This is a genomic window from Rathayibacter sp. VKM Ac-2805 (assembly GCF_009834265.1).
Taxonomy (GTDB): Bacteria; Actinomycetota; Actinomycetes; order Actinomycetales; family Microbacteriaceae; genus Rathayibacter.
In genome coordinates, this window is the sequence record NZ_CP047185.1 from 135,474 (window position 1) to 160,930 (window position 25,457).

The window sequence follows — 25,457 nt, forward strand, 5'->3', positions numbered from 1 at the left end:
GCCTCCCGGGCGCGACGTCAGTCCCGGCCGGTGATGCCCCGGGTCGAGGCGATGACGTCGCCCATCTTCTTCCCGAGGGCCTCGTAGAACATCGACAGCGGGAACTCGTCGTCCAGCACCGCGTCGGTGAGCCCGCGCGGGGCGCCGAGCAGCACCTCGTCCGGGAGCCCGCGGGCCCAGGCGGAGGCGGGGTGCGGAGTGAGAGTGGCCGCGATCAGCTCGTGCGCGGCCAGCCAGTGCGCCGTCTTCGGCCGGTCGATCGAGCGCCAGTAGAGCTCGTCGATCGCGTCCGAGAGGGCGACGACCACGTCGGCGACGCCGTCCCACTCGAACGCCAGCCGGGTGTCGGTCCAGTGCAGGACGCCGTGCTGGTGCAGCCAGGCGAAGAGCAGCTGGCCGCCGAGGCCGTCGTAGTTGCGCACCCGCGACCCGGTGAGCGGGAAGCGGAAGAGCCGGTCGAACAGGATCGCGTACTGCACGAAGCGCGAGCGCTCGGCCAGCGCCTCCTCCTCGTCGTCGCGGCGGTCCAGCGCGCCGAGGCGGCGCTCGATGGCGACGGCCTCGCGGAAGGCGGTGAGGTCGCACCGCAGCTCCTCCAGCGAGTAGAGGAAGAAGGGCATCCGCTGCTTGATCATGAACGGGTCGAACGGCAGGTCGCCGCGCATGTGGGTGCGGTCGTGGATGAGGTCCCACATCACGAAGGACTCCTCCGCCAGGCGCTGGTCGGCCAGCAGGCGCTGCGCGTCCTCCGGGAGCTCGAGACGGGTGATCCGGGCCGCCTGCGTGACGACGCGGCGGAACCGGGCCGCCTCGCGGTCGGCGAAGATCGCGCCCCAGGTGAAGGACGGGACGGAGCGCATCGCGACCGTCTCGGGGAACAGCACGGCGCTGTCGGTGTCGTAGCCGGCGGTGAAGTCGACGAAGCGCACGGGCACGAAGAGGGCGTTGGAGTAGTCCCCCGCCTCCAGCTCGGCGACGAACCGCGGCCAGACGACCTCGACGAGGACGGCCTCGACGTGGCGGTCGCGGCTGCCGTTCTGGGTGTACATGGGGAAGACGACGAGGTGGCGGCGGCCGTCGACGCGCTCGAGCTGCGGCTGGAACGCGGTGAGCGAGTCGAGGAAGTCGGGCAGGCCGAGGCCGTCGGCGCTCCAGCGCTCGAGGTCGACGACCAGCGCGTCGAGGTACGCGGCGTCGTGCGGGAACGCGGGGGCGAGGGTGCGGACGCCGGCGACGATCCGCTCGACGAGGGTGCGCGCCTCCTCGAGCCTCTCGGGCTCGGCGAGCGAGCCGTCCTGGGACTGGAGCGGCTGCAGCGCGGCGGCGGCCGCCTTCAGGTCGAGCCAGGCGGCGGACTCCTCCACGCGGTCCTCGACGACCTCGGGTTCTCCGACGACGGTGCTCTGCACGGCTTGCGACATGGTGATCCTCCTCACGCTGGTGATACGGGGCTGCAGGAGCGGAACGCGCTCCGACTCCGAGCGTATGGGCTCGTGCGCGCGCTTTTCTTGCGTCTCAGCGGAGCGAAGCGGCGATCTCGCGGGGGTGGGCGCACGTCTCCGCCGCCCCTCGGAGGCCCCGCAATCAGCGGTTGCCCAGGTGTTGTGCAGGTGCCACCCCCCGTCCGGGGCTAGATTCCTCACCGCTTCCGTTTCCCTCCCCTGATCGGGTCGAAGATGGGGCGACACCGTGTCCGCATCCCGAGTGCGGAGACATCCGATCGGACAGGCGCGCCGAACACCCTGGCGGCGCGCTCGATCGGCGAGCCATCCTGAGAGAGAGGATCGGAGCGCGTGACGGGACCCGAACCCGGAAGCGACCAGAGAACAGCCAGCATCGACCACCACCCCGAGAACCTCCGCCTGCTCCCCTGGCCGCAGGCGGACGCCTCCGTCCTGCGCGACACCCTCGCGCACGCGGGCGGCGGACTCGAGAGCGAGAGCGAGATCCTCGCGCGCCACGACCGCTACCTGCGCGGTTGGGCGGACGGCGACGCGTTCTTCTACGTGGTCGAGCTGGACGGACTCTCCGTCGGCTCCATCGGCTATTGGTACGGCTGCTCGCGCGGCGTCGTCGCCTACGAGGCGGCGTGGAGCATCGCTCCGCACGCCCGCGGCATCACCGCGGACTCCGTGCGGATGCTGCTCGAGGAGGCGGCGGCGTTCCCCGTGCCCCGCTTCGTGCACGCCTTCGTGGCGGAGAGCGACCTGGACGCCGGCGCGACCTGCGTCGAGGCCGGCTTCGACCGGATCGACCTCGTCGAGCAGGGCGAACCGCCGGAGCTCTACGTGGACTGGGCGTTCGACCTGGCCGCCGTGGCCTGATCAGATCCCGTGGCGCTCCAGCCACGGCCGCAGCACCGCGAGGAACTCCTCCGGGTGCTCGAGGCCGGGCAGGTGCGCCGCGTCCTCGAGCACGTGCAGCTCGGCACCGCTCACCTCGGCGGCGAGGTGCTCGCAGACCGGCAGCGACTCCGAGAGGTCGTGCGCGCCCGCCACGACGAGGGTCGGCACGGCGATCTCCCCGAGCCGCTCGCCCGCCGGCCCGGAGGGCTCGATCGGGCGGGGGGCCTCCGCCTCGTGGCCGACGCCCGTGAGCGCGAGCTCCCGGACCCGCGCGAGGAACTCCGGAGCGACGTCGTCCGCGGAGCGGTCGGGACCCACGGCCCAGAGCTCCGCCTCGACGATCGCCGCGGCCTCCCGCTCGCCCGCGAGCTCCAGCGCCTCGACCTCCCCGAAGCGGCGCTCCTCCTCCGCCGTCAGCGCGGGGTAGTCGAAGCCCGCCAGGCCCGGGGCGATCACGACCAGGCCGGTCACCCGCTCCGGATGCTCGAGCGCCAGGTCGAGCGCGAGTGTTCCGCCCCGCGAGCAGCCGACGACCACCGCGCGCTCGACGCCGAGGTGGTCGAGCACGTCCAGGGCGTCCCGGCGCGGGTCGTACTCCACGTCCTCCGTGCTCGTTCCGCCCGCGCCGCGGACGTCGTAGCGGACCACCAGCCGGTCGCGGGAGAGGTCGGGGACGAGCGGGTCCCACATCCGCAGGTCGGCGATGCCCGCGTGCACGAGCAGCAGGGCGGGCGCGGAGGCGTGGCCGTCCGCCTCCCAGTGGAGGCTCGCGCCGGGGACCTCGAGATGCGGCATGCCGCACACCGTAGGCGCGTCGCGCCGGCGCTGCAACGCCCGGCCACTGCCTAGGGTGGAGGCGCGACAGCGGACGGGCCGCGGCGGGGAGGCGGCGGCGTGGAGGGCGTGCTCACCGGCTTCTCGATTATCGGGGTCGTCATCGCGGTCGGCTACCTGATCGCGCGGTTCCGGATCGTCCCGCCCGAGAGCCGGCTGATCCTGTCGCGGATCGCCTTCTTCGTCACGACGCCGGCGCTGCTGTTCACCGTGCTGTCGCGGGCCGACGTCTCCGTCCTCTTCTCCTCGTTCCTCCTCGTCTCGCTCCTGACGGTGCTGACCGTCGCCCTGCTCTACGTGCTGGCCTCACGGCTGCTCTTCCCCCGCCCGCTGCCGGAGACGGTGATCGGGACCGCGGCCTCCTCCTACGTCAACGCCAACAACATCGGACTGCCGGTCGCCATCTACGTGCTGGGCGATCCGCAGTGGGTGGCGCCGACGCTCCTCCTGCAGCTGATCGTCCTCGCGCCGACGATCCTGACGCTGCTCGACGTCTCGACGAGCGGGCGGACCTCGGTCGGCGCGATCCTCACGCAGCCGCTGCGGAACCCGATGATCATCGCCTCCGCCCTCGGCCTCGTCGTCGCCCTCACCGGCGTGGAGCTGCCCGCGCCCGTGCTGCAGCCGTTCTCGATCATCGGCAACGCGTCGATCCCGCTGGTGCTGATCGCCTTCGGGATGTCGCTGCGCGGGCAGCGGCCGCTGGAGGCGGGGCCGGCGCGGGTCGAGGTGGTCGTCGCCTCCGTGCTCAAGTCGCTGGTGATGCCGGCGGTCGCGCTGCTGCTGGGGCGCTTCGCGTTCCACCTCGACTCCGAGCACCTCTTCGTGGTGACGGTGACCGCCGCGCTGCCGACCGCGCAGAACATCTTCACCTTCGCCTCGCGCTACGACCGGGGCGTCGCCGTCGCCCGCGACACGGCCCTCGTGACCACGGTCGCCGCGGTGCCCGTGCTCATCGGGGTGTCCCTCCTGCTGGGCTGAGCGGAGCAGCATCCCCGCCTCCCGCTCGGTCCCGGCGGAGGCGCCGGACGGCCCGCGCATCCGCGTCGCGTGTCCCTCGTCCTGGGACGGGGCCGGTGGCGCGGGCCCGGTCGCACTCCGCCGACCGTCGCTTAGGCTCTCTCGAATGAGCACCACCACGTCAGCCGACCGCTCCGCCCGCGGGAGGCCGCGCCGCCGTCGCGGCCTCTGGATCACGCTGATCGTCCTCCTGGTCCTGCTGATCGGTGCCGTCGTCGCGGTGCTCCTCGGCGTGCGCACCTACGACAAGGCGATGACCGTCCGCGACAAGCTGACCGAGGCGATCCCACTGGTGTCGCAGGTGACGGACAGGCTGACGACGTTCGACACCTCCGGTGCGGAGGAGACCGCGGGCCGGATCGCGACCCTCACCGGCGAGGCGCGCGACGAGACCGAGGACCCGGTGTGGCGGGTGATGGAGGTGGTGCCCGTCCTCGGGCCGAACCTGTCCGCGGTCCGCGCCGCGACCGAGATCGCCGACGACGTCTCCGGCCGGATCGTCACGCCGCTCTCCACGACCTCGCTCGACATCCTCAAGCCCGTCGACGGCAGGGTAGACCTCGCGGCGATCACCGAGCTGTCGCAGAAGATCACCGTCGCCAAGGAGGTCGTCGACGCGGCGCAGACCCGCGTCGAGGGCATCGACCGCGGCCCGCTGGTGCCGCAGGTGGCCTCGGCCCTCGACTCCTTCACTCCGCAGCTGGCCACCGCCACCGCGGCGATGGAGCAGGTCGAGCCGCTCACCGCGATCCTCCCCGACTCCCTCGGAGCCTCCGGCCCGCGCCACTACCTGGTGATGTTCCAGAACCTGGCGGAGTCGCAGGCTCTGGGCGGCGGCGCGTCGTCGGTGATGCAGCTCGACGTCGACGGCGGCGCGATCTCGATCGGCCGTCAGCTGGGCAGCGGCGACTTCCGCGGTCTGGCGCCCGTCACCGTCGACCAGAGCGCGCTCGACACCATCGGCGAGAACATGGCGACGACCTTCAACGTCTCGACCAGCCGCCCCGACTTCCCGACGGCCGCCTCGATCGCCTCGCAGTTCTGGGCGCAGAAGTTCCCCGAGCAGAGGATCGACGGCGTCCTCGCGATCGACCCCGTCGCCCTCTCCTACCTCCTCGGCTCGACCGGGCCGGTGACCCTCACCGACGGCACGGTCCTCACGAGCGAGAACACCGTCTCGACCCTGCTCAACGAGGTCTACTTCCGCTACCCGGAGTCGGTCGTGGCCGAGCGCACCGACGAGTTCTTCTCGGAGGCGAGCGCGACGGTCCTGGGGAAGATCCTCGGCGGGGAGATGGAGCCCACGAAGATGCTCCCGGCGATCGTGAAGGCGGTCGACGAGAGCCGCATCCTCGCCTACAGCTCCGACGCCGACGAGCAGGCGCTCCTCGCGCCCACGCCGATCGCGGGGGTCCTGCCGCAGACGACGACCGACGGCACGACCACCGGAGTGTTCTTCCAGGACGCCTCGGGCGGCTCGAAGATGGACTACTACCTGAGCACGGCGGTCACGCAGTCGAGCGCGGGCCGGTGCGCCGCCTCCGGCGCGGTCTTCACCACCTCCGTCACCGTGACCAACACGATCTCGAAGGCGGTCGCTCGGACGCTGCCCGGCTACGTCGCCGCGGCCGGCGGGCGCGGTGCGTACCCCCTGGGCGACTTCGTCACCAACATCTACGTCTACGGCCCTCCCGGGACCACGGTGTCGAGCGCGGCCTGGGCCGACGGCACGGGGTACGGACCCGAGAGCCTCGACGACCTCGGCCGTCCCGTCTCGAAGGTCGCGGTGCAGCTCTCGCCCGGCCAGTCCGAGACGTTCGACGTGCAGTTCAGCGCCGGCGACGCCTCCGGCTTCGGCGATCAGACCGTGCGGGTGACCCCGATGATCAACCCCACCGCGGTGACGCTGAACGACGAGCCCGCCTGCGGCTGACCTCGCCGGCGGTCGGCGCCCCGGGTCGGTGCTGGACCAGCGCTGACCGCGCCGACCGCTGACGCGCCCCCCGGGTAAGTGCTAGACCAGCGCCGAACCGGGGATCGAGCTCGTCACGAGCGAGGAGGCGAGGAACGCGGTGGCGATGCAGAGCACGAACCCGATGACCGGCACGAGGAACGCGCGTCGGCCCACGAGGTAGCGCACGACCGTCACGACCACGGCGATCAGCGTCAGCGCGGGCGGCCCGATCAGCGCGATCGAGACGCCCCAATCGATCCGGTCGAAGTCGCAGGCGAAGTTCTGGCCCTCGCACTGCGCGGGGAAGACCGAGAGGATCGCGGCGAGGTAGCCGAGCACGATCGTGAGCAGGCCGAGGGCGAGGCAGCCGAGGATCGAGAGCACGAGGTCCCAGCGGCGCCGGCGCGGCTTCCCGGCGGCGATGATCTCGCCCACCGAGCGGTAGGCGTCGGACCGGAACTCGTCGTGCGCGGCTCCGGGGCGGGCGGTCGCAGGGCGCGCCGTCGCGGGTCGGGCGGCGGGGCGGGAGGCGCCGGCCGAGGCGGCCTCGGCCCGCGCGCGCTTCTTCTTCGACGAGGCCATGCTCAGAAGATCATCGGGCGGTCGTCGTCGAGGGTCGTCTCCAGGTCGAGGTCGACCACCACCGGGACGTGGTCGCTCGGGGCGTCGCCCTTGCGCTCGTCGCGGTGGATCGAGGCGCCGGTGACGAGCTCGCCGAACGCGGGGGAGCCGAGCACGAAGTCGATCCGCAGCCCCTCGTTGCGCGGGAAGCGGAGCTGCTTGTAGTCCCAGTAGGTGTAGCCCTCGGGCACGAGCGGGCGGACGACGTCGCGCAGGCCCGCGTCCTCGAAGGCGGCGAAGGCGGCGCGCTCGGGGATCGAGACGTGCGTGGATCCGGGGCCGAGGCTCGGGTCGCCCACGTCGCTGTCGAGCGGCGCGACGTTCCAGTCGCCGACCAGGGCGAGCGGCAGGTCGGGCTCGGCGGCCAGCCACTCGCGGGTGCTCGCCTCGAGGGCTGCGAGCCACTCGAGCTTGTAGAGGTAGTGCGGGTCGTCGACCGCGCGGCCGTTCGGGACGTAGAGGCTCCAGACGCGCACGCCGTCGACCGTGGCGCCGATCGCGCGGGCCTCGAGCGGGTAGGAGCCGTCGGCCGCCGCCTCCTTCGCGAAGCCGGGCATGCCCGGGAAGCCGATCTGCACGTCCTCCATCGGCAGGCGCGAGGCGATGCCGACGCCGTTCCACTGGCTGAGCCCGACCATCTCGACGTGGTACCCGGCGTCGGCGAAGGCCTCGTGCGGGAACTGCTCGGGCTTGCACTTGAGCTCCTGCATGGCGAGGACGTCCACGTCCTCGCGCACGAGCCAGTCGACGACGCGGCCGGTGCGGGCCCGGATGGAGTTCACGTTCCAGGTGGCGATGCGCATCCTGGAAGTGTAGGAGCCGCCGCCGACACGTCTCCTGCGCGTCCTCCGCGCGTCCCGGCGGCCGCGGGCCGGGGTAGTCATCCCCTCGGCGGATTGCGGAACCGGTGTCGGTGGTCGATGGTTGTCTAGCGCCGTCCCGACCGGCCGTTCGTCGTGCCGTCCGGACGCCGCCGCCGCCCGCGCCGTGCGGGCCCGACGGGCTCCTCGGCGCTCCGCGCTCCCGAGCCCGGTCCCCTCCCCTCCCGCTCCTGCTCCGCCCCTCCGGAGGACCCATGATCCTGCTCCGCCTCGCCTCCGCCTACGCGAAGCCCTACGCGCGGTGGGTGGCCGCCGTCGTCGTGCTGCAGCTCGTCGCGACGCTCGCCGCGCTCTACCTGCCGAGCCTCAACGCCGAGATCATCGACCAGGGCATCGGCCGCGGCGACACCGACTTCATCTGGGGCACCGGCATGACCATGCTCGGCGTCTGCGTCGTGCAGGTCGCCGCGGCGATCGGAGCCGTCTACTTCGGCGCCCGCACCGCCATGTCCGTCGGCCGCGACCTGCGCCGCGACGTCTACCGCCGCGTCGACTCGCTCAGCGGGCTCGAGGTCGGCGGCTTCGGCACGGCCACCCTGATCACCCGCGGCACGAACGACGTGCAGCAGGTGCAGATGCTCGTGCTGATGACCCTCAACTTCATGGTGTCCGCGCCGATCATGTGCGTCGGCGGCATCGTCTTCGCCCTGCGCGAGGACGCCGGCCTCTCCTGGCTGGTCTGGGTGTCGGTGCCGCTGCTGTTCGTCGTGGTCGGCTTCCTGGTGTTCCTGCTGCTGCCGCTGTTCCGCCTCATGCAGGACCGGATCGACGGGATCAACAGCGTGCTGCGCGAGCAGATCACGGGCATCCGCGTGGTGCGCGCCTTCGTGCGCGAGCCGTTCGAGTCCGAGCGGTACCGCAAGGCCAACGCGGCGATCACCGAGGTGTCGATCAAGGTCGGCAACATCTTCGTGCTGATGTTCCCCGCGATCATGATGATCCTGCACCTGGCCACCGCGGCCGTGCTGTGGTTCGGCGGGCAGCGGGTCGACGCAGGTCAGATGCAGGTGGGCTCGCTCACCGCGTTCCTGCAGTACCTCCTCCAGATCCTCACCGCCGTGATGATGGGCGTCTTCATGGTGATGATGATCCCCCGCGCGGTCGTCTGCGCCGAGCGGATCCAGCAGGTGCTCGACGCCCGCACCAGCCTCACCACGCCCGAGGGCGGAGTCCCGACGCCCGCGCGCGGCCGCGTCGAGTTCTCCGGGGTCGTCTTCGGCTACCCGGGCGCCGAGCGCCCCGTGCTCTCGGGCATCGACATCGTCGCGGAGCCGGGCCGCACCACGGCCGTCGTCGGCTCCACCGGCGCCGGCAAGACGACCCTGCTCGGCCTCGTGCCGCGCCTGTTCGACCCGCAGGAGGGCACCGTCACGATCGACGGCGTGCCCGTCTCCTCCCTCGACCGGGCGCAGCTCGCCGAGGTGATCGGGCTCGTGCCCCAGCGCCCCTACCTCTTCTCGGGGACGATCGCCTCGAACCTGCGCTTCGGCCGCCCCGACGCGACGGACGCCGAGCTGTGGGAGGCGCTGCGCATCGCCCAGGGCGAGGACTTCGTGCGGAGCAAGGAGCACGGGCTCGACGAGCCGGTCTCGCAGGGCGGCACCAACGTCTCCGGCGGGCAGCGCCAGCGGCTCTGCATCGCGCGGGCCCTCGTCGCGAAGCCGCGGGTCTACCTGTTCGACGACTCGTTCTCGGCGCTCGACGTCGCGACCGATGCGCGGCTGCGGGAGTCGCTGGCCGACGCCACCACCGACGCGACCGTGATCATCGTGGCCCAGCGGGTGTCGACCATCCGCCACGCCGACCAGATCGTCGTGCTCGACGCGGGCCGCGTCGTCGGCCGCGGCACGCACGACGAGCTCCTCGAGACGAACGCGACCTACCGCGAGATCGTCGTATCCCAGCTGAGCGTCGAAGGAGTGTCCTGAGATGGCGCGCATACGCGACACCACCGCCCCCGAGGAGACGACGTCCCCCGAGCCCGAGTTCGAGCCCGGCGAGGGCGACGGCGGCATGTTCGGGGACGGGCCGCCCGCCCGCAAGGCGCAGAACTTCTGGCCCTCGGCCAAGCGCCTCTTCTCGCTGCTCGGCCCCGAGCGCGCCCGGATGGTCCTCGTGGTCGCCCTGGTCTCGCTGTCGGTCGTCCTCACCGTCATCGCGCCCAAGATCCTCGGGCAGGCGATGGACACGATCTTCAACGGCGTGATCGGCTCGCAGCTCCCCGCCGGCGTCCCGCTCGAGCAGATCATCGAGCAGCAGCGCGCCTCGGGCAACGGCACCTTCGCCGACATGCTGGCCAAGACCGACATCGTGCCCGGCGCGGGCATCGACTTCGTGGTCCTCGGCCGCCTGATCATCATCGTACTGCTGATGTACGTCGTCGCGTCGGTGCTCATGTGGGCGCAGGGCTACATCCTCAACGGCCTCGTGATGCGGGTGGTCTTCGGCCTCCGCCAGGACATCGAGGCGAAGCTCAACCGCCTCCCGCTGCGCTTCTTCGACACCCGGCAGCGCGGCGACGTGATGTCGCGCGTCACGAACGATGTCGACAACATCCAGACCGCGCTGCAGCAGGCCTTCTCGCAGCTGGTGCAGTCGGTGCTCACCATCATCGGCATCGCCGCGATGATGTTCATCGTCTCGTGGCAGCTCGCGCTGATCGCGCTGATCTCGATCCCGCTCTCGGGCGTGATCGCAGGCGTGATCGGCGCCCGCTCCCAGAAGCTCTTCGCCGCCCAGTGGAAGAACACGGGCGCGCTCAACGGCCACATCGAGGAGACCTTCTCCGGGCTCGAGATCGTCCGCGCCTTCGGCCGCGACCGCGAGATGCTCGAGGAGTTCGACCGCCGCAACGACAGCCTCTACACCGCCTCGTTCGGCGCCCAGTTCGTCTCGGGCATGATCATGCCCGCGATGACCTTCGTCTCCTACCTCTCCTACGTGCTCATCGCCGTGGTCGGCGGCCTGCGGGTCGCCTCCGGTCAGCTGACGCTCGGCGACGCGACCGCGTTCATCCAGTACTCGCGCGAGTTCACCCAGCCGGTGACCCAGCTGGCGAGCATGGCGAACATGCTGCAGTCCGGCGTCGCCTCGGCCGAGCGCACGTTCGAGCTGCTCGACGCCGAGGAGCAGGAGCCGGAGACGGCGACCGCGTCGCTCCCGCAGCGCACCGACGGCCACGTGGAGTTCGAGGGCGTCTCGTTCTCGTACGACCCGGAGCAGCCGCTGATCGAGGACCTGACCTTCTCGGCGCAGCCCGGGCAGACGGTCGCCATCGTCGGTCCGACCGGCGCCGGCAAGACCACGCTGGTCAACCTGGTCATGCGCTTCTACGAGCTCACCGGAGGGCGCATCCTGCTCGACGGCGTCGACATCACGAGCCTCGCGCGCGGCGACCTGCGCTCGCGCGTGGGCATGGTGCTGCAGGACGCGTGGCTCTTCCAGGGCACCATCCGCGAGAACATCCGCTACGGGCGCCTGGACGCGACCGACGAGGAGATCGTCGACGCGGCGAAGGCCACCATGGTCGACCGCTTCGTGCGCCAGCTGCCCGACGGCTACGACACGGTGCTGGACGCCGACGGCGGCAGCGTCTCGGCGGGCGAGCGGCAGCTGATCACGATCGCGCGCGCGTTCCTCGCGAACCCGTCGCTGCTGATCCTCGACGAGGCCACCTCCTCGGTCGACACCCGCACGGAGCTGCTCGTGCAGCACGCGATGAACGCGCTCCGCACCGACCGGACCTCGTTCGTCATCGCGCACCGGCTCTCCACGATCCGCGACGCCGACACCATCCTGGTGATGGAGTCGGGCCGGATCGTCGAGCAGGGCGCGCACGAGGCGCTCCTGAAGCAGCGCGGTGCCTACTACGAGCTCTACATGACGCAGTTCCGCGGAGGAGGCGACGAGGCGGGCGAGCACGCCGCAGCGGGCGCGCTCCCGAGCGGGGGAGGGGTCTCCCCGTAGAGTAGGCGCGTGACCGACGCACGCCAGCAGCTCATCGAGTACATCGGCTCCGACGCCGTCTTCCACGGGGACTTCACCCTCACGAGCGGCAAGAAGGCGTCGTACTACGTCGACCTGCGCCGCGTGAGCCTCGACCACCGCGTCGCGCCGCTGATCGGGCAGGTCATGCTCGACCTCATCGCGCCGCTCGAGCGCGTCGACGCCGTCGGCGGCCTCACCATGGGAGCCGACCCGATCGCCGCCGCGATCCTCCACCAGGGCGCCGCTCGCGGTCTCGCCTACGACGCGTTCGTCGTGCGCAAGGAGCCCAAGGACCACGGCCGCGGCCGGCAGGTCGAGGGCCCCGACCTCGAGGGCAAGCGCGTCGTCGTCGTCGAGGACACGTCCACCACCGGCGGCTCGCCGCTGAAGGCGATCGAGGCCCTGCTGAAGGTCGGCGCCGAGATCGCAGGAGTCGCCGTCGTCGTCGACCGCGCGACCGGGGCCCGCGAGATCATCGAGGACGCCGGCTACCCGTACTTCGCCGCGATCGGTCTGGCCGACCTCGGCCTGAGCTGATGGTCGACGAGGGGGGACGCGGCGGGGGCCCGGGAGGCGGCGACCACCCGGAGCCGGAGCGCCGCGGGTCCGAGGGCCGCGAGCCGGAGCCTGCCGGATCGGAGGCCTCCGAGCCGGAGCGTGCCGAGCCGGAGCGTGCCGAGCCGGAGCGACCCGAGCCGGAGCGTCCCGTCGGCAGCAGCGAGTGGCTGCTCCAGCAGCTCAGCGGCGGCCGCCTGAAGAGCATCTTCGACTCGCCCCGCCCCGTCCCTCCCGTGGAGGAGTCGCGCGCGGAGCGGACGTCCGGTCCTGCTGAGTCCGCAGCCGACGAGGCCCACGCGTCAGCGGAGGAGCGGAGCGTTGCGAGTGAGTCGGCCTCCTCTGCCGACGCGGCCGCACCGTCTTCGAGCGACCGCGACCGCGACAGCGACAGCAACTCCGACACTGCGCCGCGCCGTGCCCCTGCCGCTCCGGTCGGCCTGTGGCCGGGGGAGCCCGTGCTGAGCGCGACGCCCGCCGCCGAGGAGGCCGACGGCGACCTCCCGAAACCCGCGGACGACTCCGCTCGGGTGGAGGAGCAGGACGCCGACGCCGACCGCGGAACGGTCGTGGAGCCGGAGCGCTCCTGCGGCCGCGACGGCGTCCCCGCCGAGGGACGGAGCTCTCCGGGCCCTGACACGGGAGCCCCCGACACGGGAGCCCGCGCCATGGGAGCGCCCGAGACGAGTGCCCGTGAGGCGAGTGCCCGCGAGACGGGTGCCGGTGGGACGACTGCCCGCGACACGAGTGCCTCCGACGCGGACGTGTCCGACGAGGACGCCTTCGACGCCTTCTTCGCCCCCCTCCGCGACGACAACGCCGACGGCTCCGGCTCCGACGCCTCCACCGATGCCGGCCGCACCGAGGTGCACCGCCGCGGGGCGGACTCCGTGCGCCCGGTCCTGCCGCACACCGACCCTCCCGCCGACCTGCCGACCGCCCCCGCCGGACTGCGCAGCGCGCACCGGCCGGACGACGAGCCCGATGCCGGATCCTCGGCCGACGTCGACCCGGCGGGCCGCTCCGGCGTCCCCTACCCCGCCGACGGACGCCCGGTCGGCGCCACCCCGCCGACTCCGCGCGAGCCGACTCCGCCCGCCGTCTACGAGTGGCCCGACCCGCGCGGGGACTGGGACCAGCCGCCCGTGTGGGAGCAGGTCGTCGCTCCGCATGACGAGCCCGACGAGGACGGCGGCGACGAGGAGCTGTGGCGCGAGACCGCCGGCGCCTACTCGTGGAACCTCGAGCCGGCCGCCGAGCCCGCCGACCGCGCCGAGCCCGCGCCCTTCCGCACCGCTCCCGCGGCCGCCCACGTCAACGCCGCTCCGCCGCGGAAGCGCCGCTCCGCCCGGTCCCGACCCGAGAGCCGCGAGCGCGACTCGGCGCCCGCCGCAGCACCCGCGTGGCGCACGCTCAGCCGACGCCGGCTCCTGATCGGCCTGATCGCGGCGGGTGCGGTGATCCTCCTCGCCGGGCTCTTCGCGATCGGCATCGCCGTCGGGAGCGCCGGCGGCCGAGCAGAGCCGCAGGCCGCCCCGGTCGTCAGCGAGACGCCCACGGCGGAGCCGACCCCCTCGCCCACGCCGACCGCGACCCTCCCGACCGTCGGACCGCTGCCCGTCGGCACCTGGGCCTGGAGCGCGCTCCTCGGCGGCGAGTGCGTCGATCCCTTCGACTCCGTCTGGGCGGAGGAGTTCACCGTCGTGGACTGCGCGGCGGCTCACTCCGCCCAGCTCGTCGCCACGGCGGAGCTGACCGACGCGGCGTTCCCCGGCCAGGACGCTCTGGCCGTCACCGTCTCCTCGCTCTGCCAGGCGCAGGGCGTCGTGGACGTCGCGGCGGCCGAGACCTACGGCGACGTGCAGGTCGCCGGTGCGTTCCCCGTCACCCAGGAGCAGTGGGACGCGGGCGAGCGCAGCTACTACTGCTTCGTCGACCGGGCGGGCGGCGGCGAGCTGACCGGCTCCCTCGCCGGCACTCCCGCGGCCTGACGCGCGCCGTCCCTCGGGCCTCGGAGGATGCCGCCGGGCACCGGCCCGGTGCACCCGGCCGAGCCGCGGAGCGCCCAGTAGGATCGCTCGTCGTGCAGGAGAACGAGGCGACCCCCGCGACCGGACCCACCGCCTCCGTGGAGCTCACGACGAGCGGCGTCGGCCCCTGGCAGGGGGAGTGGCCCGAGGACGACCGCCTCGACCCGGAGCTGCTGGAGCGCGGCGACGCGCGCAACGTGGTCGACCGGTTCCGCTACTGGCGGATGGACGCGATCGTCGCGGAGCTCGACCGCACGCGGCACCCGTTCCACGTCGCGATCGAGAACTGGCAGCACGACATGAACATCGGCTCGATCGTCCGCAGCGCCAACGCGTTCGGCGCGGAGGGCGTCCACATCGTCGGCCGGCGGCGCTGGAACAAGCGCGGCGCGATGGTCACCGACCGCTACCAGCACGTCCAGCACCACGAGACGGTGGCCGACCTCGCGCAGTGGGCCGCGGAGGCGGACGTGCCCCTCCTCGCCGTCGACAACGTCCCCGGCTGCGTGCCGCTCGAGACCTACCGGCTCCCCGAGCGCTGCCTCCTGCTGTTCGGGCAGGAGGGACCCGGCCTCTCGGAGGAGGCGATCGCCGCCTCGGAGGCCGTGCTCGAGATCACGCAGTTCGGCTCGACCCGGTCGATCAACGCCTCGGCGGCGGCAGCCGTCGCGATGCACGCCTGGGTGCTGCAGCACGTCCGCTTCTGACCCCCGCGAGCCGCGGTGCCGTGTCAGGAACCGGCGCCCGGCCCGCTGCCGGGCCGCCGGGACTCAGACCGCTGAATCCGGCGGGAACTCCGACTCCAGCGGCTCCGACGACAGGAGCTCGTGCACCCCGCTCAGCACCTCGTCCGGGCGGAACGGGTAGCGCTCGATCTCGGCCTCGTCGCTGATCCCCGTCAGCACCAGCACGGTGTGCAGGCCCGCCTCGATGCCCGCGACGATGTCGGTGTCCATCCGGTCGCCGATCATCCCGGTGTTCTCGCTGTGCGCGCCGATCTTGTTCATCGCCGAGCGGAACATCATCGGGTTCGGCTTGCCGACGACGTACGGATCCTTGCCCGTCGCCTTCGTGATGAGCGCCGCGATAGCCCCCGTCGCCGGGAGCACGCCCTCGGCGCTCGGCCCCGTCGCATCGGGATTGGTGACGATGAAGCGCGCACCCGCGACGATCAGGCGGATCGCCTTCGTGATCGCCTCGAAGCTGTAGTTGCGGGTCTCGCCCACGACCACGTAGTCCGGCGCCGTCTCCGTCATGATGAAGCCCGCCTCGTGCAGCGCGGTGGTGATCCCCGCCTCGCCGATCACGAACGCGCTCCCGCCCGGCTTCTGCGACGCGCAGAAGTCCGCCGTCGCCAGAGCGCTCGTCCAGATCCGCTCCTCCGGCACGTGCAGCCCCGACCCGCGCAGCCGCGCCGCCAGATCCCGTGGCGTGAAGATCGAGTTGTTCGTCAGCACCAGGAACGGGGTGCCCGAATCGGTCCACTCCTGGATCAGCTCGGGCGCGCCGGGGAGCGCCTTGTTCTCGTGCACCAGCACGCCGTCCATGTCCGTGAGCCAGGCCTCGACTTCACTGCGGTTCGTCGCCATGGGTCGATGCTATCGGCGGCACCCCCGCGCACGACGGCGACGACCGGCGAACCGCCCGGCTCCCTCCGCTGACGCCCCTGTGGAGGGACGACCGTCGTGCGCCGGACGGCCGGACCCCGGACCCGCACAGCCCCGAGCGGGATAGCCTGGGAGGCATGAGTGGCGAGAACCTGCTGGGCCCCGAACCGACCCTCCTCCCCGACGAGCCCGCGGTCACCGCGGCCCTCGCGAAGCACGCGAACCCGGGAGCCGTCGAATTCGCCGCCCTCGCCGCCGCCCACCCGCGCTCCCCGCTGGCCTGGGCACTGCTCGCCGACAGCGTCTGGGGCATCGACGCGGCCCTCCCCTCCTACGCCTACGCCCGCGTCGGCTACCACCGCGGCCTCGACCTCCTCCGCGGAGCCGGCTGGCGCGGCCAGGGCCCCATCCCCTGGCGCCACGGACCCAACCGCGGATTCCTGCTCTCCCTCTACGCCCTCCGCCGCGCCGCCGACTCCATCGGCGAGACCGAGGAGGTCACCCGCCTCACCCAGTTCCTCCAGCAGGCCGACCCGATCGCCATCGAGGAGATCGAGCGGTACCACGAGGACGCGTTACCCCCTACCGCCGCCATCATCATCCTCGGCAACGACTAGGCGCCGCCCGGGTGCGGTTCTGGCGGCGTTGTCGTCGGGCGCCGTAGCGCCGCTACGGCTTCCTCCTCCGCCTTGCCAGAACCGCACCCGGACGCCGCCTAGCCCTGTGCTGGTGGGGTGGGCGCCGTGCCTGCGGCACGAGCGCGGGGCGCCGTGCCGGGGCACGAGCGGCCGCGGGGGGCTTGAGCGGGGGGCCGTGCCTGCGGCACGAGCCTGGTCCGGGGGGAGTGCGGGGGCCGTGCCTGCGGCAGGATGGGGGGATGGACGGCGGGGCGGTGGAGCGGCTTCTCGAAGGGCTTCCGGGGGCGGAGGCGGGGTTCCCGTTCGGGGAGGGGATCCGGGTGTGGAAGGTCGCGGGGAAGGTCTTCGCGCTCGAGTCGGAGCGGTTCGGGCGGCCGGTCGTGAGCGTGAAGGCGCTGCCCGAGAACGTGGTGCACCTGGTCGCGGGGGTCGACGGGATCGAGCCCGGCTACCACCTGAACAAGAAGCACTGGGTCACCGTCGACGCCGGCGGGACCGTCGAGCCCGAGCTGGTGCTCGAGCTCATCGAGGAGTCGCACGCGATCGTGGTCGCGAACCTGCCGAAACGGCTCCGCCTCGCCCTCGACGGCACGGCGTCCGGATCGCTGAACGAGGACGTCTGACAGCGGCCGGGACACGAGGACCCGGACGCGCAGACCCCCGAACCGGCTGAGCCCGGACGCGCTGCGCCCGAGGCCCCGACGGAGCACCGGACGCCTGACGGTGCCCGCGCGCGCAGTGCCTGGACGCGTGGGTGCACAGGACCCGCGAGGGGGCGCCGACGCCTGACGGCAGCTGGACGCGCACCGCCCACGACGTCCAGCGCCCGAGGCCTGCGACGACCCCCGGATGCACGGAATCCCCCGCCGCAGCAGGGGATCCCGGAACGTCTCGCGCGGAGCGGCTACAGGCCGTAGGAGCGGAGGTATGCGGCGGTGTCGTGCCAGCCCTCGACGGCGAAGCACTCGACGCCCATCGCCTTGACGGGGTAGTCGTTGCCGTCGGGGTCGAGGCGGTCGCCGACGAAGATCATGTCGTCGAGAGGGATGCCCGTCAGCTCGGTGAGCTTGTTCATCCCGTACGCCTTGTCGATGCCCTTGCGGGTGATGTCGACCGACGTCGAGCCGCCGGAGCGGACCTCGAGGTCGGGGAGCACGGCCTGCACGGCCTCGCGGAGGGTGTTCTTCTTCTCGCCGTCCGGGTCCCAGGCCTGCTTGACCTCGACGGGCGCGGACTGGCCGAGGGCCGAGAAGGTGATCTGCGAGTCGCGGTCCTCGAGGATCGGGCCCCAGGTCTCGGACTCCCAGTAGCCGAGCTCCTTCGCCTTCTCCTCGACGGCGGCGAGCGCGCGCGACTTCTCGTCCTCGGTGAGGTTCTCGGCGTAGATCTGCGCCCAGTCGCCGTTCTCGTACCGGTAGTACTGCGTGCCGCAGGTGGGCATGAGGTGCAGCTTCGCGAGGACCTCGGGGTCGGCGCCCTCGAGGCGGTCGAGCACCTGCATCCGGAACTGGCCGATCTGGCCGCCCGAGATGATGCACACCTCGGTGGCCTGGAGCAGCTTCACGAAGAGGTCGGCCATCGCCGGGTCGACGGGGGACTTCGAGGCGGCGAGGGTGTCGTCGAGGTCGAAGGCCATCAGGCGGGGCAGGGTGCTCATGGAACTCGTTTCACGGTCTGCGGACGGGGCGGTAACGAGGATACGGGGCGCCGCCGGAACGCGCTCGCGGTCGGCGCGAGCGGGCTCCGAGCGCAGACTGGGGGCATGACCGCCGCCACAGCTCACGACGGAGGACGCCGCTCCCTCCCGCGCACTCTCGCCCGCATCCTCCTGGGCCTGCTGCTCGTCACGGCCGGCACGGCGCACCTGACGGTCGCGCGTCAGGCCTTCCAGGCGCAGGTCCCGCCGTGGCTGCCGGCCGACCCGGACCTGGTGGTCGTCGCGTCGGGCGTCGTCGAGATCGCGCTCGGGCTCGCGCTCGTCGTGCTCGTGCGGTGGCGCGTGATCGTGGGAGTCGTGGTGGCCGCGTTCTTCGTCGCGGTCTTCCCCGGGAACATCTCGCAGCTGGTGACGCGGACGCCGGCGTTCGGCCTCGAGACGGACGCGGCGCGCGCGGTGCGGCTCGTCTTCCAGCCCCTGCTGGTGATCTGGGCGCTCTGGTCCACCGGCGCGTTCTCGGCCTGGCGGGCCCGCCGGTCGCGACGCCGCGGCGACTGAGCCGCCGGTCCGCGGCCCGATCGTCCCGCGATCCTCCGGAACGGCGAACGGCGGCCGGCGGGAGACCCCGCCGACCGCCGCCCGTGCCCTGCTCGGCTAGGCCGCGAGGCGGCGTCGCGCGACGACCAGCGCGAGACCCGACAGCAGCAGCACGAGGGCTCCGCCGATCAGGCCGGCCGCGTCGGCGCCGGTGTTCGCGAGCGAGCCCGGGCCGGAGCCTCCCGCGACGGGGGCCGCCGTGGTGGTGGGGTGCGGCGACGGAGCGGTGGTGGGCTGCTCCGTCGGGGTGCCGGGCTCGGTCGGCGCCGGGGTGACCGGGACCTCGGCGGCGGGCTCCGTCGTCAGCGACCAGTTGGGGTCGTAGAAGTCGGCCTGGTCGATCACGCCGCGGGCGGTCGACCAGTCGATGAGGAGCTGGCGGATCTCGAGACGCTCGTCGTAGACGAGCGGTGCCTGCGCGACGGCCGGGTAGGCGCCTCCGCCGCTCTGGCGGTAGTTGTTGACCGCCATCACGAAGCGCTCGTCGTCGGCGACCGGGGTCCCGTCGGCGTGGGCGAGACCGCGGATCCGCGAGCCGGCGGGCTGGGAGACGTCGACCACGTAGTCCAGGCCAGAGATCGCGTCGTAGTTGTAGTCCGGGATGCCGTCGGGGCGGTCCTCGGTCGTCGCGTTGGTGCCGGTCTCGGGGTCGAACACGGCGCCCTCGGCGGTCTGCACGAAGTAGCGGGCCGAGAACTCGAGGTAGTCGCGCACCTCGGCTCCGGTCAGCTCCACTCCGCGGAGGGTGTTCTCGTAGATGTACAGTCCCGCGATGTCGCGGATGCTGACCTGCCCCTTCGGGAAGACGGCGGTGCGCGAGAACGGCGACGCCTGCGAGATCACCGGCAGGTCGGCCCACTCGGTGCCCTCGAGCGCCGTCTCGACGGTCTCGGCCTGGACGGTGTTGATGAAGTCGATGATCGGGGTGTCCTCGTAGCGCGAGGTCGCGGCCGAGAGCTCCTCGACCGAGTCGGCGACGGGGGTGTTCACGTACTCGATCGTGGCGGCGTGCTGCTCGGCGAGGGCGTCGACCAGTGCGGGCGACTCCTCGGCGATGTCCTTCGCGTAGACGGGCTGCGTGACGGGTGCGTTCCCGGCCGACCAGTCGACCTCGAGGCCGCCCGCGGCGTCCGGCACCAGGTTCAGGGTGACCTCGGTGAGGCCCTGCGCCCAGAACTCGGGCTGGGTGACCAGCACCTGCTCGCCGGCGACGTTGGTGAACAGCGTCTGCGGCAGGTCCTTGTGGCTGTGGCCGGCGACGACCACGTCGATCCCGGGGACCTGCGTCGCGATGTTGTTGACGACGTCCTCGTTGAGGTCGGCGGCGTCGTACTCGGCGTCCGGCACCGTGCCCTGGCCGGTGTGCGCGAGGACGACGACCACGTCCGCCTGCTCCTGCACGATCGGGACCCACTGCTTCGCGGCGGCGACCATGTCCTGGAACTCGAGGACGCCGTCGACGTACTGCTTGTCCCAGACGCGGACGCCGGGAGTGACGAGGCCGAGGACGCCGACGGTGACCGTCTTGCCGTCGATCTCGCGCTCGATCAGCGTGTAGGGGTCGTGGTACGGCTTGCCGGTGGCGACGTCGACGACGTTCGCGCCCAGCAGCGGGGCGTTCAGGTCGCCCTCGTACGCGCTGAGCATGTCGAGCCCGTAGTTGTACTCGTGGTTGCCGACGACCTGCGCGTCGTAGCCGATGGTGTTGAACGCGGTGGCCATCGGGTGCGTCGTCTCGCCGGAGAGGACGCCTGCGGCGCCGTCGCCGAGGCCGTAGTAGTAGGTGAGCGGCGTGCCCTGGATCGCGTCGCCGTTGTCCATGACGAGCACGGACTCCTCGCCCTTCTCGGCGCGGAGGCGGTCGACCTCGGTCGCGACGCGGGTGAGGCCGAGCGCACCGTCGGCCGGGTACGGCGCGTTCGCGAAGTAGTCCCAGTCGTAGACGTGCCCGTGCGTGTCGGTCGTCGACACCAGGGTGAGCTCGACGCCGTCGTCGAGAGGGGCGGCCGAGGCGATCGGAGCGGCGGTGGCGGCTCCGAGTGCGACGACGGCGAGGAGGCTTGCGGCGCGGAGTCTGCGCATCGTGGTCCTGTTCGCGTGATGAGTGGAGTGTGAACGTCCTCGAATCTATGCGCCGCGTGTGAACTGCGCATGACGGGATCGAGAGCATTGCTCGGCGATGCGTCCGCGGTGCCGGCCCGGAGCCGGGGGAGTCCGCGGGGCCGACCCCGAGCGCTGGAGGCGTCCTCCGGCCCCTCCGCTAGAATCGAGCGGCTGGTCGCGCGGAGGCGGCACGACTGCCGCGCCGCACCCGCCCACCCCCGCCCCTCCCGTCGAGAAGGACACGCCATGCCAGCAATCGTCATCACCGGCGCCCAGTGGGGCGACGAGGGCAAGGGACGCGCCACCGACCTCCTCGGCAGCCGCGTCGACTACGTCGTGAAGTTCAACGGCGGCAACAACGCCGGGCACACCGTCGTCGTGGGCGACGAGAAGTACGCCCTGCACCTGCTCCCCTCCGGCATCCTCACCCCGGGCGTCGTCCCGGTCATCGCGAACGGCGTCGTCGTCGATATCGAGGTGCTGTTCCACGAGCTCGAGGCGCTGAGCGCCCGCGGCGTCGACGTGTCGAAGCTGCTCGTCAGCGCCAACGCGCACGTCATCACCAGCTACCACCGCACCCTCGACAAGGTGACGGAGCGCTTCCTCGGCAAGCGCCAGATCGGCACCACCGGCCGCGGCATCGGCCCGGCGTACGCCGACAAGATCAACCGCGTCGGCATCCGCATCCAGGACCTCTTCGACGAGAACATCCTCCGTCAGAAGGTCGAGGGCGCCCTCGACCAGAAGAACCACCTGCTGGTGAAGGTCTACAACCGCCGCGCGATCCTGGTCGAGCAGGTGCTGGAGGACCTGCTGCAGTACACCGAGCGCCTGCGCCCGATGGTCGCCGACACGTCGCTGGTCCTCTCGCAGGCGCTCGACGCGGGCAAAACGGTGCTGTTCGAGGCCGGCCAGGCCACGATGCTCGACGTCGACCACGGCACCTACCCGTTCGTCACCTCCTCCAACGCGACCTCGGGAGGAGCGGCCACCGGCTCCGGAGTCGCGCCGAACCGCATCGACCGCGTCATCGCGGTCATCAAGGCGTACACGACCCGCGTCGGCGCCGGACCGTTCCCGACCGAGCTCTTCGACGAGTGGGGCGAGTACCTCCGCCGGCAGGGCTTCGAGTTCGGCACCACGACAGGCCGCCCGCGCCGCTGCGGCTGGTACGACGCCCCGATCGCCCGCTACTCGGCGCGGATCAACGGCGTCACCGACTTCGTCCTCACGAAGCTCGACGTGCTCTCGGGCCTCGAGACCATCCCCGTCTGCGTCGCCTACGACGTCGACGGCGTGCGCCACGACGAGGTCCCGGTCTCGCAGAGCGACTTCCACCACGCGAAGCCGATCTACGAGGAGTTCCCCGGCTGGCAGGAGGACATCTCCGGCTGCCGCGAGTTCTCGGACCTGCCGCAGACCGCGCAGGACTACGTGCGCGCGCTCGAGGCGATGAGCGGTGCCCGGTTCTCGGCGATCGGCGTCGGGCCGGAGCGCGAGCAGGTCGTCGTGCTGCACGACCTGCTCGACTAGAAGCGGCGAGGAGCCGGGCCGGGCAGCCCTCTCGGAGGCGGCCGACGTGGTCACAACGGAGCAAGAATATCGGTGACCTCGCGGAGAGACGCGGATCCCGGGCCCTGTCGACGAATCCTTCCTGCGGTGTGGACACGAACGCCGCCGAGCGCGCCGGATAATCGGCGCATGCAGATCTACGCCGACCTCCCGGCCGTCCGCGCGCGGCAGATCCTGGCCGACGCCCTCGCTCTCGGCGTGGCCGTCGTGGCGATCGCCGCGGGGATCGCGGTCGGCTCGCTGATCGCCGGCCTGGCCGAGATCGGCCGTCGGCTGGAGAGCGCCGGCAGCGGCTTCGGCTCGACCATGAGCGACGCCGGGACCACCCTCGGCGGCATCCCCCTGCTCGGCGACGCCGTGCGCGCGCCGTTCGACGAGGCGAGCGGGGCCGGCTCCGTGCTGGCCGCCGCCGGACGCGACCAGCAGCAGCTCGCGAGCGCCCTGGCCGTGGTCGCCGGGCTCGCCGTCGGGGGTCTCCCGCTCCTGCTCCTGGCCGTGCTCTGGCTCCGGCCCCGGCTCCGCTTCGCCCGCCGGACCGCCGAGCTGCGCGCCCTCGGCTCGACCGGCGGCGGAACCGAGCTGCTGGCCCTGCGCGCGCTCACCCAGGCGTCCCCCCGCGACATCCTCGCCGCGCACCCGGACGCCGCCGCGGGCTGGCGGACCGGCGACCCCGCCGTCACCGCCGCGCTGGCGGCCCTCGCCCTCCGCCGGGCGGGACTCCGGCCCCGCTGACCCCGCAGGACCACCGCGGGTCCGCCGGAGGGATGACGCCGCGAGCCACTGCGGACGACGCCGGCGACACGGGTGCCTCCGTAGCGTCGAGGACATGCAGAACCAGACCTCCTCCGTCGTGGCGCGCGTCGAGGGCGTGCGCAAGCTCTACGGCAGCACGCCGCCCGTCGTCGCCCTCGACGACGTCACGCTCTCGATCGAGCGGGGCGAGTTCACCGCGGTGATGGGCCCCAGCGGATCCGGCAAGTCGACGCTCATGCACGTCCTCGCCGGCCTCGACACCGCCTCCTCCGGCCGCGTGTTCCTCGGGGACGCCGAGATCACCTCGATGAGCGACGCCGAGCTGACCGTGCTCCGCCGCCGCAGCGTCGGCTTCGTCTTCCAGGCCTTCAACCTCGTCCCCACGCTCGACGTGCGCGGAAACATCCGCCTCCCGTTCGAGCTCGACGGCCGCTCCGTGACCGGCGACGAGGAGCAGTGGATCGCCCGGCTGATCGAGTCCCTCGGGCTCCGCGAGCGCCTCACGCACCGGCCCCATGAGCTCTCGGGCGGGCAGCAGCAGCGCGTGGCGATCGCCCGCGCCCTCGCCACCCGGCCGCAGCTGATCTTCGCCGACGAGCCCACCGGCAACCTGGACTCGCGCACCGGCCGCGAGGTCCTCAGCCTGCTCCGGGCCTCCACCCGCGAGTACGGCCAGTCGATCGCCATGGTCACCCACGACCCGATCGCGGCGGCCTACGCCGACCGCATCGTCTTCCTCCGCGACGGGGCCGTGGTCGACGACCGCCGCGGGATGAGCGCCGAGGAGATCTCGCGCGCGATGCTCACGATGGAGGGCGCGGCGTGAGCGGCGTGCGCACGGGCTCGAGCCAGGGCGGGGGCGCCATCGTCACCGTCGCCGCACTCGCCGCGGCGTTCGGCGCCGTGCTCGTGCAGGTCATCGCCGACATGGTCGCGGCCTTCGCGGCAGCGGGGATCGACGGCATCGGCCAGGTCGCCCTCATGCTCGGGATGGTCGGCGCCGTCTTCTTCGGCATCGCGGTGTTCGTGGGCGGGATCGTCACGGCCAACGCGGTCTCGACCGTCATCGCCGGGCGCACCCGCGAGATCGCCCTGCTGCGCCTGCTCGGCGCCTCCGGCCGGTCGCTGCGCAGCGGGATCGTCCGCACGGGCCTCCTGCAGGGGCTCCTCGGAGCGGCGATCGGCCTGGTCGCCGGCGTCGCTCTCGTGGCGCTCGCCGCGGAGCTCGCCATCCGGAGCGGCACCCTGCCCCGCTTCGACTACCCGCTCGTCTCGCCCGGCCTCGTGCTGCCGCTGATCGCCGTGGTCGCCTCGACAGTCATCGCCTCGTGGTCCGGATCGCGCCGCGTGCTCGCGGTCGCGCCGTCGCAGGCCGCCGGATCCTCCGCCGAGCCCCGCTACGAGGAGCTGCGAGGCCGCACCGCCCGCAACGTCACGGCGATCGTCTTCGTCGTGGTCGGCGCGCTGCTGCTCGCCGCCGGTGTGGTGTTCGGGCTCGCCAACCCCGGCGGCGTCCTCCTCGGGCTGGTCGGAGGCATGGCGTCCTTCACCGGCGTGATCCTCGGGGCGCCCGTCCTGCTCCCTCCGCTCACGGCCCTCGTGGGCCGCGCCTTCGGCCGGGGCCCCGTCGCCCGACTGGCGTCGGCCAACGCCGTCCGCAATCCGGCGCGCAGCGCCCGCGCCGTCATCGGACTGGTCATCGGAGTGTCGCTGGTCACGATGTTCGCGGTCGCCGCCGCCACCTTCGGCACGATCATGGAGCGCTCGGGCGAGACGAATCCCGAGGTGATCGCGGCGTTCGAGCAGTTCATCCAGGTGAGCACCGCGGTGATGAGCGTCCTGCTCGGCTTCTCGGTCGTCCTGGCCGCCGTCGGCATGGTCAACACGCTGTCGCTCAGCGTGCTGCAGCGCCGGCGCGAGCTGGGCCTGCTCCGCGCGCTCGGCTTCACCGGCTCGCAGGTGCGGTCGATGGTGGTGCTCGAGGCGGCGCAGATGATCATCGCTGCCGCGGTGCTCGGCATCGTGCTCGGGATCGTCTACGGCTGGTGCGGCGCGATCTCGGTGTTCGGCTCGCTGCCGGGCATCGGACTGATCCCGCCGACCGTCCCGGTGCCGATCCTGGTGGCGGTGCTCGTGGTCGGTGTCGTGATCACGGTCGTCTCGGCCGTGCTGCCCGCCCGCCGCGCCACGAAGGTGTCGCCGGTCGCCGCTCTCGCCGTGGCCTGAGGACCGGCACCACGTAGAACCCGCGGCCCTAGGATCAGCGCCCTCACCACGGAGGACCCGGTGGCCGAAGGGCCGGC

The 25,457-nt window shown here is 72.5% G+C and carries 22 protein-coding genes; 15 read left to right on the forward strand and 7 right to left on the reverse strand.

The window, feature by feature from the left end; translation table 11 throughout:
* Window positions 1-17: 17 nt before the first annotated feature.
* Window positions 18-1,421: a DUF6421 family protein gene (locus GSU40_RS00610; protein WP_160033089.1), complete on the reverse strand. Its 1,404-nt coding sequence runs from the start codon at window positions 1,419-1,421 to the stop codon at window positions 18-20.
* 372 nt (window positions 1,422-1,793) lie between these two features.
* On the opposite strand from GSU40_RS00610, the gene GSU40_RS00615 reads away from it, so the two are divergent.
* A complete protein-coding gene (locus GSU40_RS00615; protein ID WP_104346018.1) occupies window positions 1,794-2,324 on the forward strand; it encodes a GNAT family N-acetyltransferase in 531 nt (176 codons plus the stop codon).
* Here GSU40_RS00615 and GSU40_RS00620 read toward each other — a convergent pair whose 3' ends face one another.
* On the reverse strand, window positions 2,325-3,140 hold the full coding sequence (locus GSU40_RS00620; RefSeq protein WP_104353041.1) for an alpha/beta fold hydrolase: 816 nt from the start codon (window positions 3,138-3,140) through the stop codon (window positions 2,325-2,327).
* Between the two features lie 99 nt (window positions 3,141-3,239).
* Between GSU40_RS00620 and GSU40_RS00625 the strand changes: the two genes are divergently transcribed.
* Both GSU40_RS00625 and GSU40_RS00630 read left to right on the forward strand, forming a co-directional pair.
* Complete coding sequence (locus tag GSU40_RS00625) at window positions 3,240-4,160, forward strand: AEC family transporter (protein WP_104222809.1); 921 nt, start codon at window positions 3,240-3,242, stop codon at window positions 4,158-4,160.
* 145 nt (window positions 4,161-4,305) lie between these two features.
* Window positions 4,306-6,132, forward strand: coding sequence for a DUF4012 domain-containing protein (locus tag GSU40_RS00630; RefSeq protein WP_104222808.1), 1,827 nt, complete (start codon window positions 4,306-4,308; stop codon window positions 6,130-6,132).
* Window positions 6,133-6,213: 81 nt separating this feature from the next.
* Here GSU40_RS00630 and GSU40_RS00635 read toward each other — a convergent pair whose 3' ends face one another.
* Both GSU40_RS00635 and GSU40_RS00640 read right to left on the reverse strand, forming a co-directional pair.
* Entirely contained in the window at window positions 6,214-6,735 is a 522-nt protein-coding gene (locus GSU40_RS00635) for a DUF6264 family protein (RefSeq protein ID WP_160033091.1), read from the reverse strand.
* 2 nt (window positions 6,736-6,737) lie between these two features.
* The gene (locus tag GSU40_RS00640; protein WP_104295563.1) at window positions 6,738-7,577 is read right to left on the reverse strand and encodes an exodeoxyribonuclease III; all 840 of its coding nucleotides are present in this window, start codon (window positions 7,575-7,577) and stop codon (window positions 6,738-6,740) included.
* 272 nt (window positions 7,578-7,849) lie between these two features.
* On the opposite strand from GSU40_RS00640, the gene GSU40_RS00645 reads away from it, so the two are divergent.
* The 5 genes from GSU40_RS00645 (at window position 7,850) to GSU40_RS00665 (ending at window position 14,934) form a co-directional block, all read left to right on the forward strand.
* Entirely contained in the window at window positions 7,850-9,583 is a 1,734-nt protein-coding gene (locus tag GSU40_RS00645) for an ABC transporter ATP-binding protein (RefSeq protein ID WP_160033093.1), read from the forward strand.
* A gap of 1 nt (window position 9,584) precedes the next feature.
* Window positions 9,585-11,621, forward strand: a complete 2,037-nt coding sequence (locus GSU40_RS00650) for an ABC transporter ATP-binding protein (RefSeq protein WP_160033095.1) — start codon at window positions 9,585-9,587, stop codon at window positions 11,619-11,621.
* Between the two features lie 9 nt (window positions 11,622-11,630).
* Entirely contained in the window at window positions 11,631-12,179 is a 549-nt protein-coding gene (gene pyrE, locus GSU40_RS00655) for an orotate phosphoribosyltransferase (protein WP_104225724.1), read from the forward strand.
* Window positions 12,179-14,188: a septum formation family protein gene (locus tag GSU40_RS17130; RefSeq protein ID WP_160033097.1), complete on the forward strand. Its 2,010-nt coding sequence runs from the start codon at window positions 12,179-12,181 to the stop codon at window positions 14,186-14,188. Before pyrE ends, GSU40_RS17130 begins: the two co-directional genes overlap by 1 nt.
* A 92-nt stretch (window positions 14,189-14,280) precedes the next feature.
* Window positions 14,281-14,934, forward strand: coding sequence for a TrmH family RNA methyltransferase (locus tag GSU40_RS00665; protein WP_160033099.1), 654 nt, complete (start codon window positions 14,281-14,283; stop codon window positions 14,932-14,934).
* A gap of 63 nt (window positions 14,935-14,997) precedes the next feature.
* On the opposite strand, the gene GSU40_RS00670 is transcribed toward GSU40_RS00665, so the two are convergent.
* Window positions 14,998-15,816: an HAD-IIA family hydrolase gene (locus GSU40_RS00670; protein ID WP_104225721.1), complete on the reverse strand. Its 819-nt coding sequence runs from the start codon at window positions 15,814-15,816 to the stop codon at window positions 14,998-15,000.
* A 155-nt stretch (window positions 15,817-15,971) separates the two neighbouring features.
* On the opposite strand from GSU40_RS00670, the gene GSU40_RS00675 reads away from it, so the two are divergent.
* A complete protein-coding gene (locus tag GSU40_RS00675; protein ID WP_104234388.1) occupies window positions 15,972-16,451 on the forward strand; it encodes a DUF3151 domain-containing protein in 480 nt (159 codons plus the stop codon).
* 260 nt (window positions 16,452-16,711) lie between these two features.
* Window positions 16,712-17,095, forward strand: a complete 384-nt coding sequence (locus GSU40_RS00680) for an MmcQ/YjbR family DNA-binding protein (protein WP_104258040.1) — start codon at window positions 16,712-16,714, stop codon at window positions 17,093-17,095.
* Window positions 17,096-17,376: 281 nt separating this feature from the next.
* Here GSU40_RS00680 and GSU40_RS00685 read toward each other — a convergent pair whose 3' ends face one another.
* A complete protein-coding gene (locus GSU40_RS00685; protein ID WP_104222786.1) occupies window positions 17,377-18,129 on the reverse strand; it encodes an HAD-IIB family hydrolase in 753 nt (250 codons plus the stop codon).
* Window positions 18,130-18,234: 105 nt separating this feature from the next.
* Between GSU40_RS00685 and GSU40_RS00690 the strand changes: the two genes are divergently transcribed.
* Entirely contained in the window at window positions 18,235-18,687 is a 453-nt protein-coding gene (locus GSU40_RS00690; protein ID WP_104239678.1) for a DoxX family membrane protein, read from the forward strand.
* 96 nt (window positions 18,688-18,783) lie between these two features.
* On the opposite strand, the gene GSU40_RS00695 is transcribed toward GSU40_RS00690, so the two are convergent.
* Entirely contained in the window at window positions 18,784-20,808 is a 2,025-nt protein-coding gene (locus GSU40_RS00695; protein WP_160033101.1) for a 5'-nucleotidase C-terminal domain-containing protein, read from the reverse strand.
* Between the two features lie 267 nt (window positions 20,809-21,075).
* Between GSU40_RS00695 and GSU40_RS00700 the strand changes: the two genes are divergently transcribed.
* From GSU40_RS00700 to GSU40_RS00715, 4 genes are all read left to right on the forward strand, one after another.
* The gene (locus tag GSU40_RS00700) at window positions 21,076-22,362 is read left to right on the forward strand and encodes an adenylosuccinate synthase (RefSeq protein WP_104250676.1); all 1,287 of its coding nucleotides are present in this window, start codon (window positions 21,076-21,078) and stop codon (window positions 22,360-22,362) included.
* Window positions 22,363-22,530: 168 nt separating this feature from the next.
* The gene (locus GSU40_RS00705; protein WP_104234281.1) at window positions 22,531-23,133 is read left to right on the forward strand and encodes a hypothetical protein; all 603 of its coding nucleotides are present in this window, start codon (window positions 22,531-22,533) and stop codon (window positions 23,131-23,133) included.
* A 94-nt stretch (window positions 23,134-23,227) separates the two neighbouring features.
* The gene (locus GSU40_RS00710; protein ID WP_104222781.1) at window positions 23,228-23,980 is read left to right on the forward strand and encodes an ABC transporter ATP-binding protein; all 753 of its coding nucleotides are present in this window, start codon (window positions 23,228-23,230) and stop codon (window positions 23,978-23,980) included.
* Window positions 23,977-25,380 (forward strand): FtsX-like permease family protein, encoded by a 1,404-nt coding sequence (locus GSU40_RS00715; RefSeq protein WP_160033103.1) that lies wholly within the window; start codon window positions 23,977-23,979, stop codon window positions 25,378-25,380. Before GSU40_RS00710 ends, GSU40_RS00715 begins: the two co-directional genes overlap by 4 nt.
* Window positions 25,381-25,457: the final 77 nt, after the last annotated feature.

Excerpts from the sequence above, each read along its gene's own strand:
- GSU40_RS00610 (WP_160033089.1), bottom strand. The coding sequence starts at position 1,421 with ATGTCGCAAGCCGTGCAGAGCACCGTCGTCGGAGAACCCGAGGTCGTC.
- GSU40_RS00620 (WP_104353041.1), bottom strand. The coding sequence starts at position 3,140 with ATGCCGCATCTCGAGGTCCCCGGCGCGAGCCTCCACTGGGAGGCGGAC.
- GSU40_RS00630 (WP_104222808.1), top strand. The coding sequence starts at position 4,306 with ATGAGCACCACCACGTCAGCCGACCGCTCCGCCCGCGGGAGGCCGCGC.
- GSU40_RS00635 (WP_160033091.1), bottom strand. The coding sequence starts at position 6,735 with ATGGCCTCGTCGAAGAAGAAGCGCGCGCGGGCCGAGGCCGCCTCGGCC.
- GSU40_RS00640 (WP_104295563.1), bottom strand. The coding sequence starts at position 7,577 with ATGCGCATCGCCACCTGGAACGTGAACTCCATCCGGGCCCGCACCGGC.
- GSU40_RS00645 (WP_160033093.1), top strand. The coding sequence starts at position 7,850 with ATGATCCTGCTCCGCCTCGCCTCCGCCTACGCGAAGCCCTACGCGCGG.
- GSU40_RS00650 (WP_160033095.1), top strand. The coding sequence starts at position 9,585 with ATGGCGCGCATACGCGACACCACCGCCCCCGAGGAGACGACGTCCCCC.
- GSU40_RS17130 (WP_160033097.1), top strand. The coding sequence starts at position 12,179 with ATGGTCGACGAGGGGGGACGCGGCGGGGGCCCGGGAGGCGGCGACCAC.
- GSU40_RS00670 (WP_104225721.1), bottom strand. The coding sequence starts at position 15,816 with ATGGCGACGAACCGCAGTGAAGTCGAGGCCTGGCTCACGGACATGGAC.
- GSU40_RS00675 (WP_104234388.1), top strand. The coding sequence starts at position 15,972 with ATGAGTGGCGAGAACCTGCTGGGCCCCGAACCGACCCTCCTCCCCGAC.
- GSU40_RS00680 (WP_104258040.1), top strand. The coding sequence starts at position 16,712 with ATGGACGGCGGGGCGGTGGAGCGGCTTCTCGAAGGGCTTCCGGGGGCG.
- GSU40_RS00685 (WP_104222786.1), bottom strand. The coding sequence starts at position 18,129 with ATGAGCACCCTGCCCCGCCTGATGGCCTTCGACCTCGACGACACCCTC.
- GSU40_RS00690 (WP_104239678.1), top strand. The coding sequence starts at position 18,235 with ATGACCGCCGCCACAGCTCACGACGGAGGACGCCGCTCCCTCCCGCGC.
- GSU40_RS00695 (WP_160033101.1), bottom strand. The coding sequence starts at position 20,808 with ATGCGCAGACTCCGCGCCGCAAGCCTCCTCGCCGTCGTCGCACTCGGA.
- GSU40_RS00700 (WP_104250676.1), top strand. The coding sequence starts at position 21,076 with ATGCCAGCAATCGTCATCACCGGCGCCCAGTGGGGCGACGAGGGCAAG.
- GSU40_RS00705 (WP_104234281.1), top strand. The coding sequence starts at position 22,531 with ATGCAGATCTACGCCGACCTCCCGGCCGTCCGCGCGCGGCAGATCCTG.
- GSU40_RS00710 (WP_104222781.1), top strand. The coding sequence starts at position 23,228 with ATGCAGAACCAGACCTCCTCCGTCGTGGCGCGCGTCGAGGGCGTGCGC.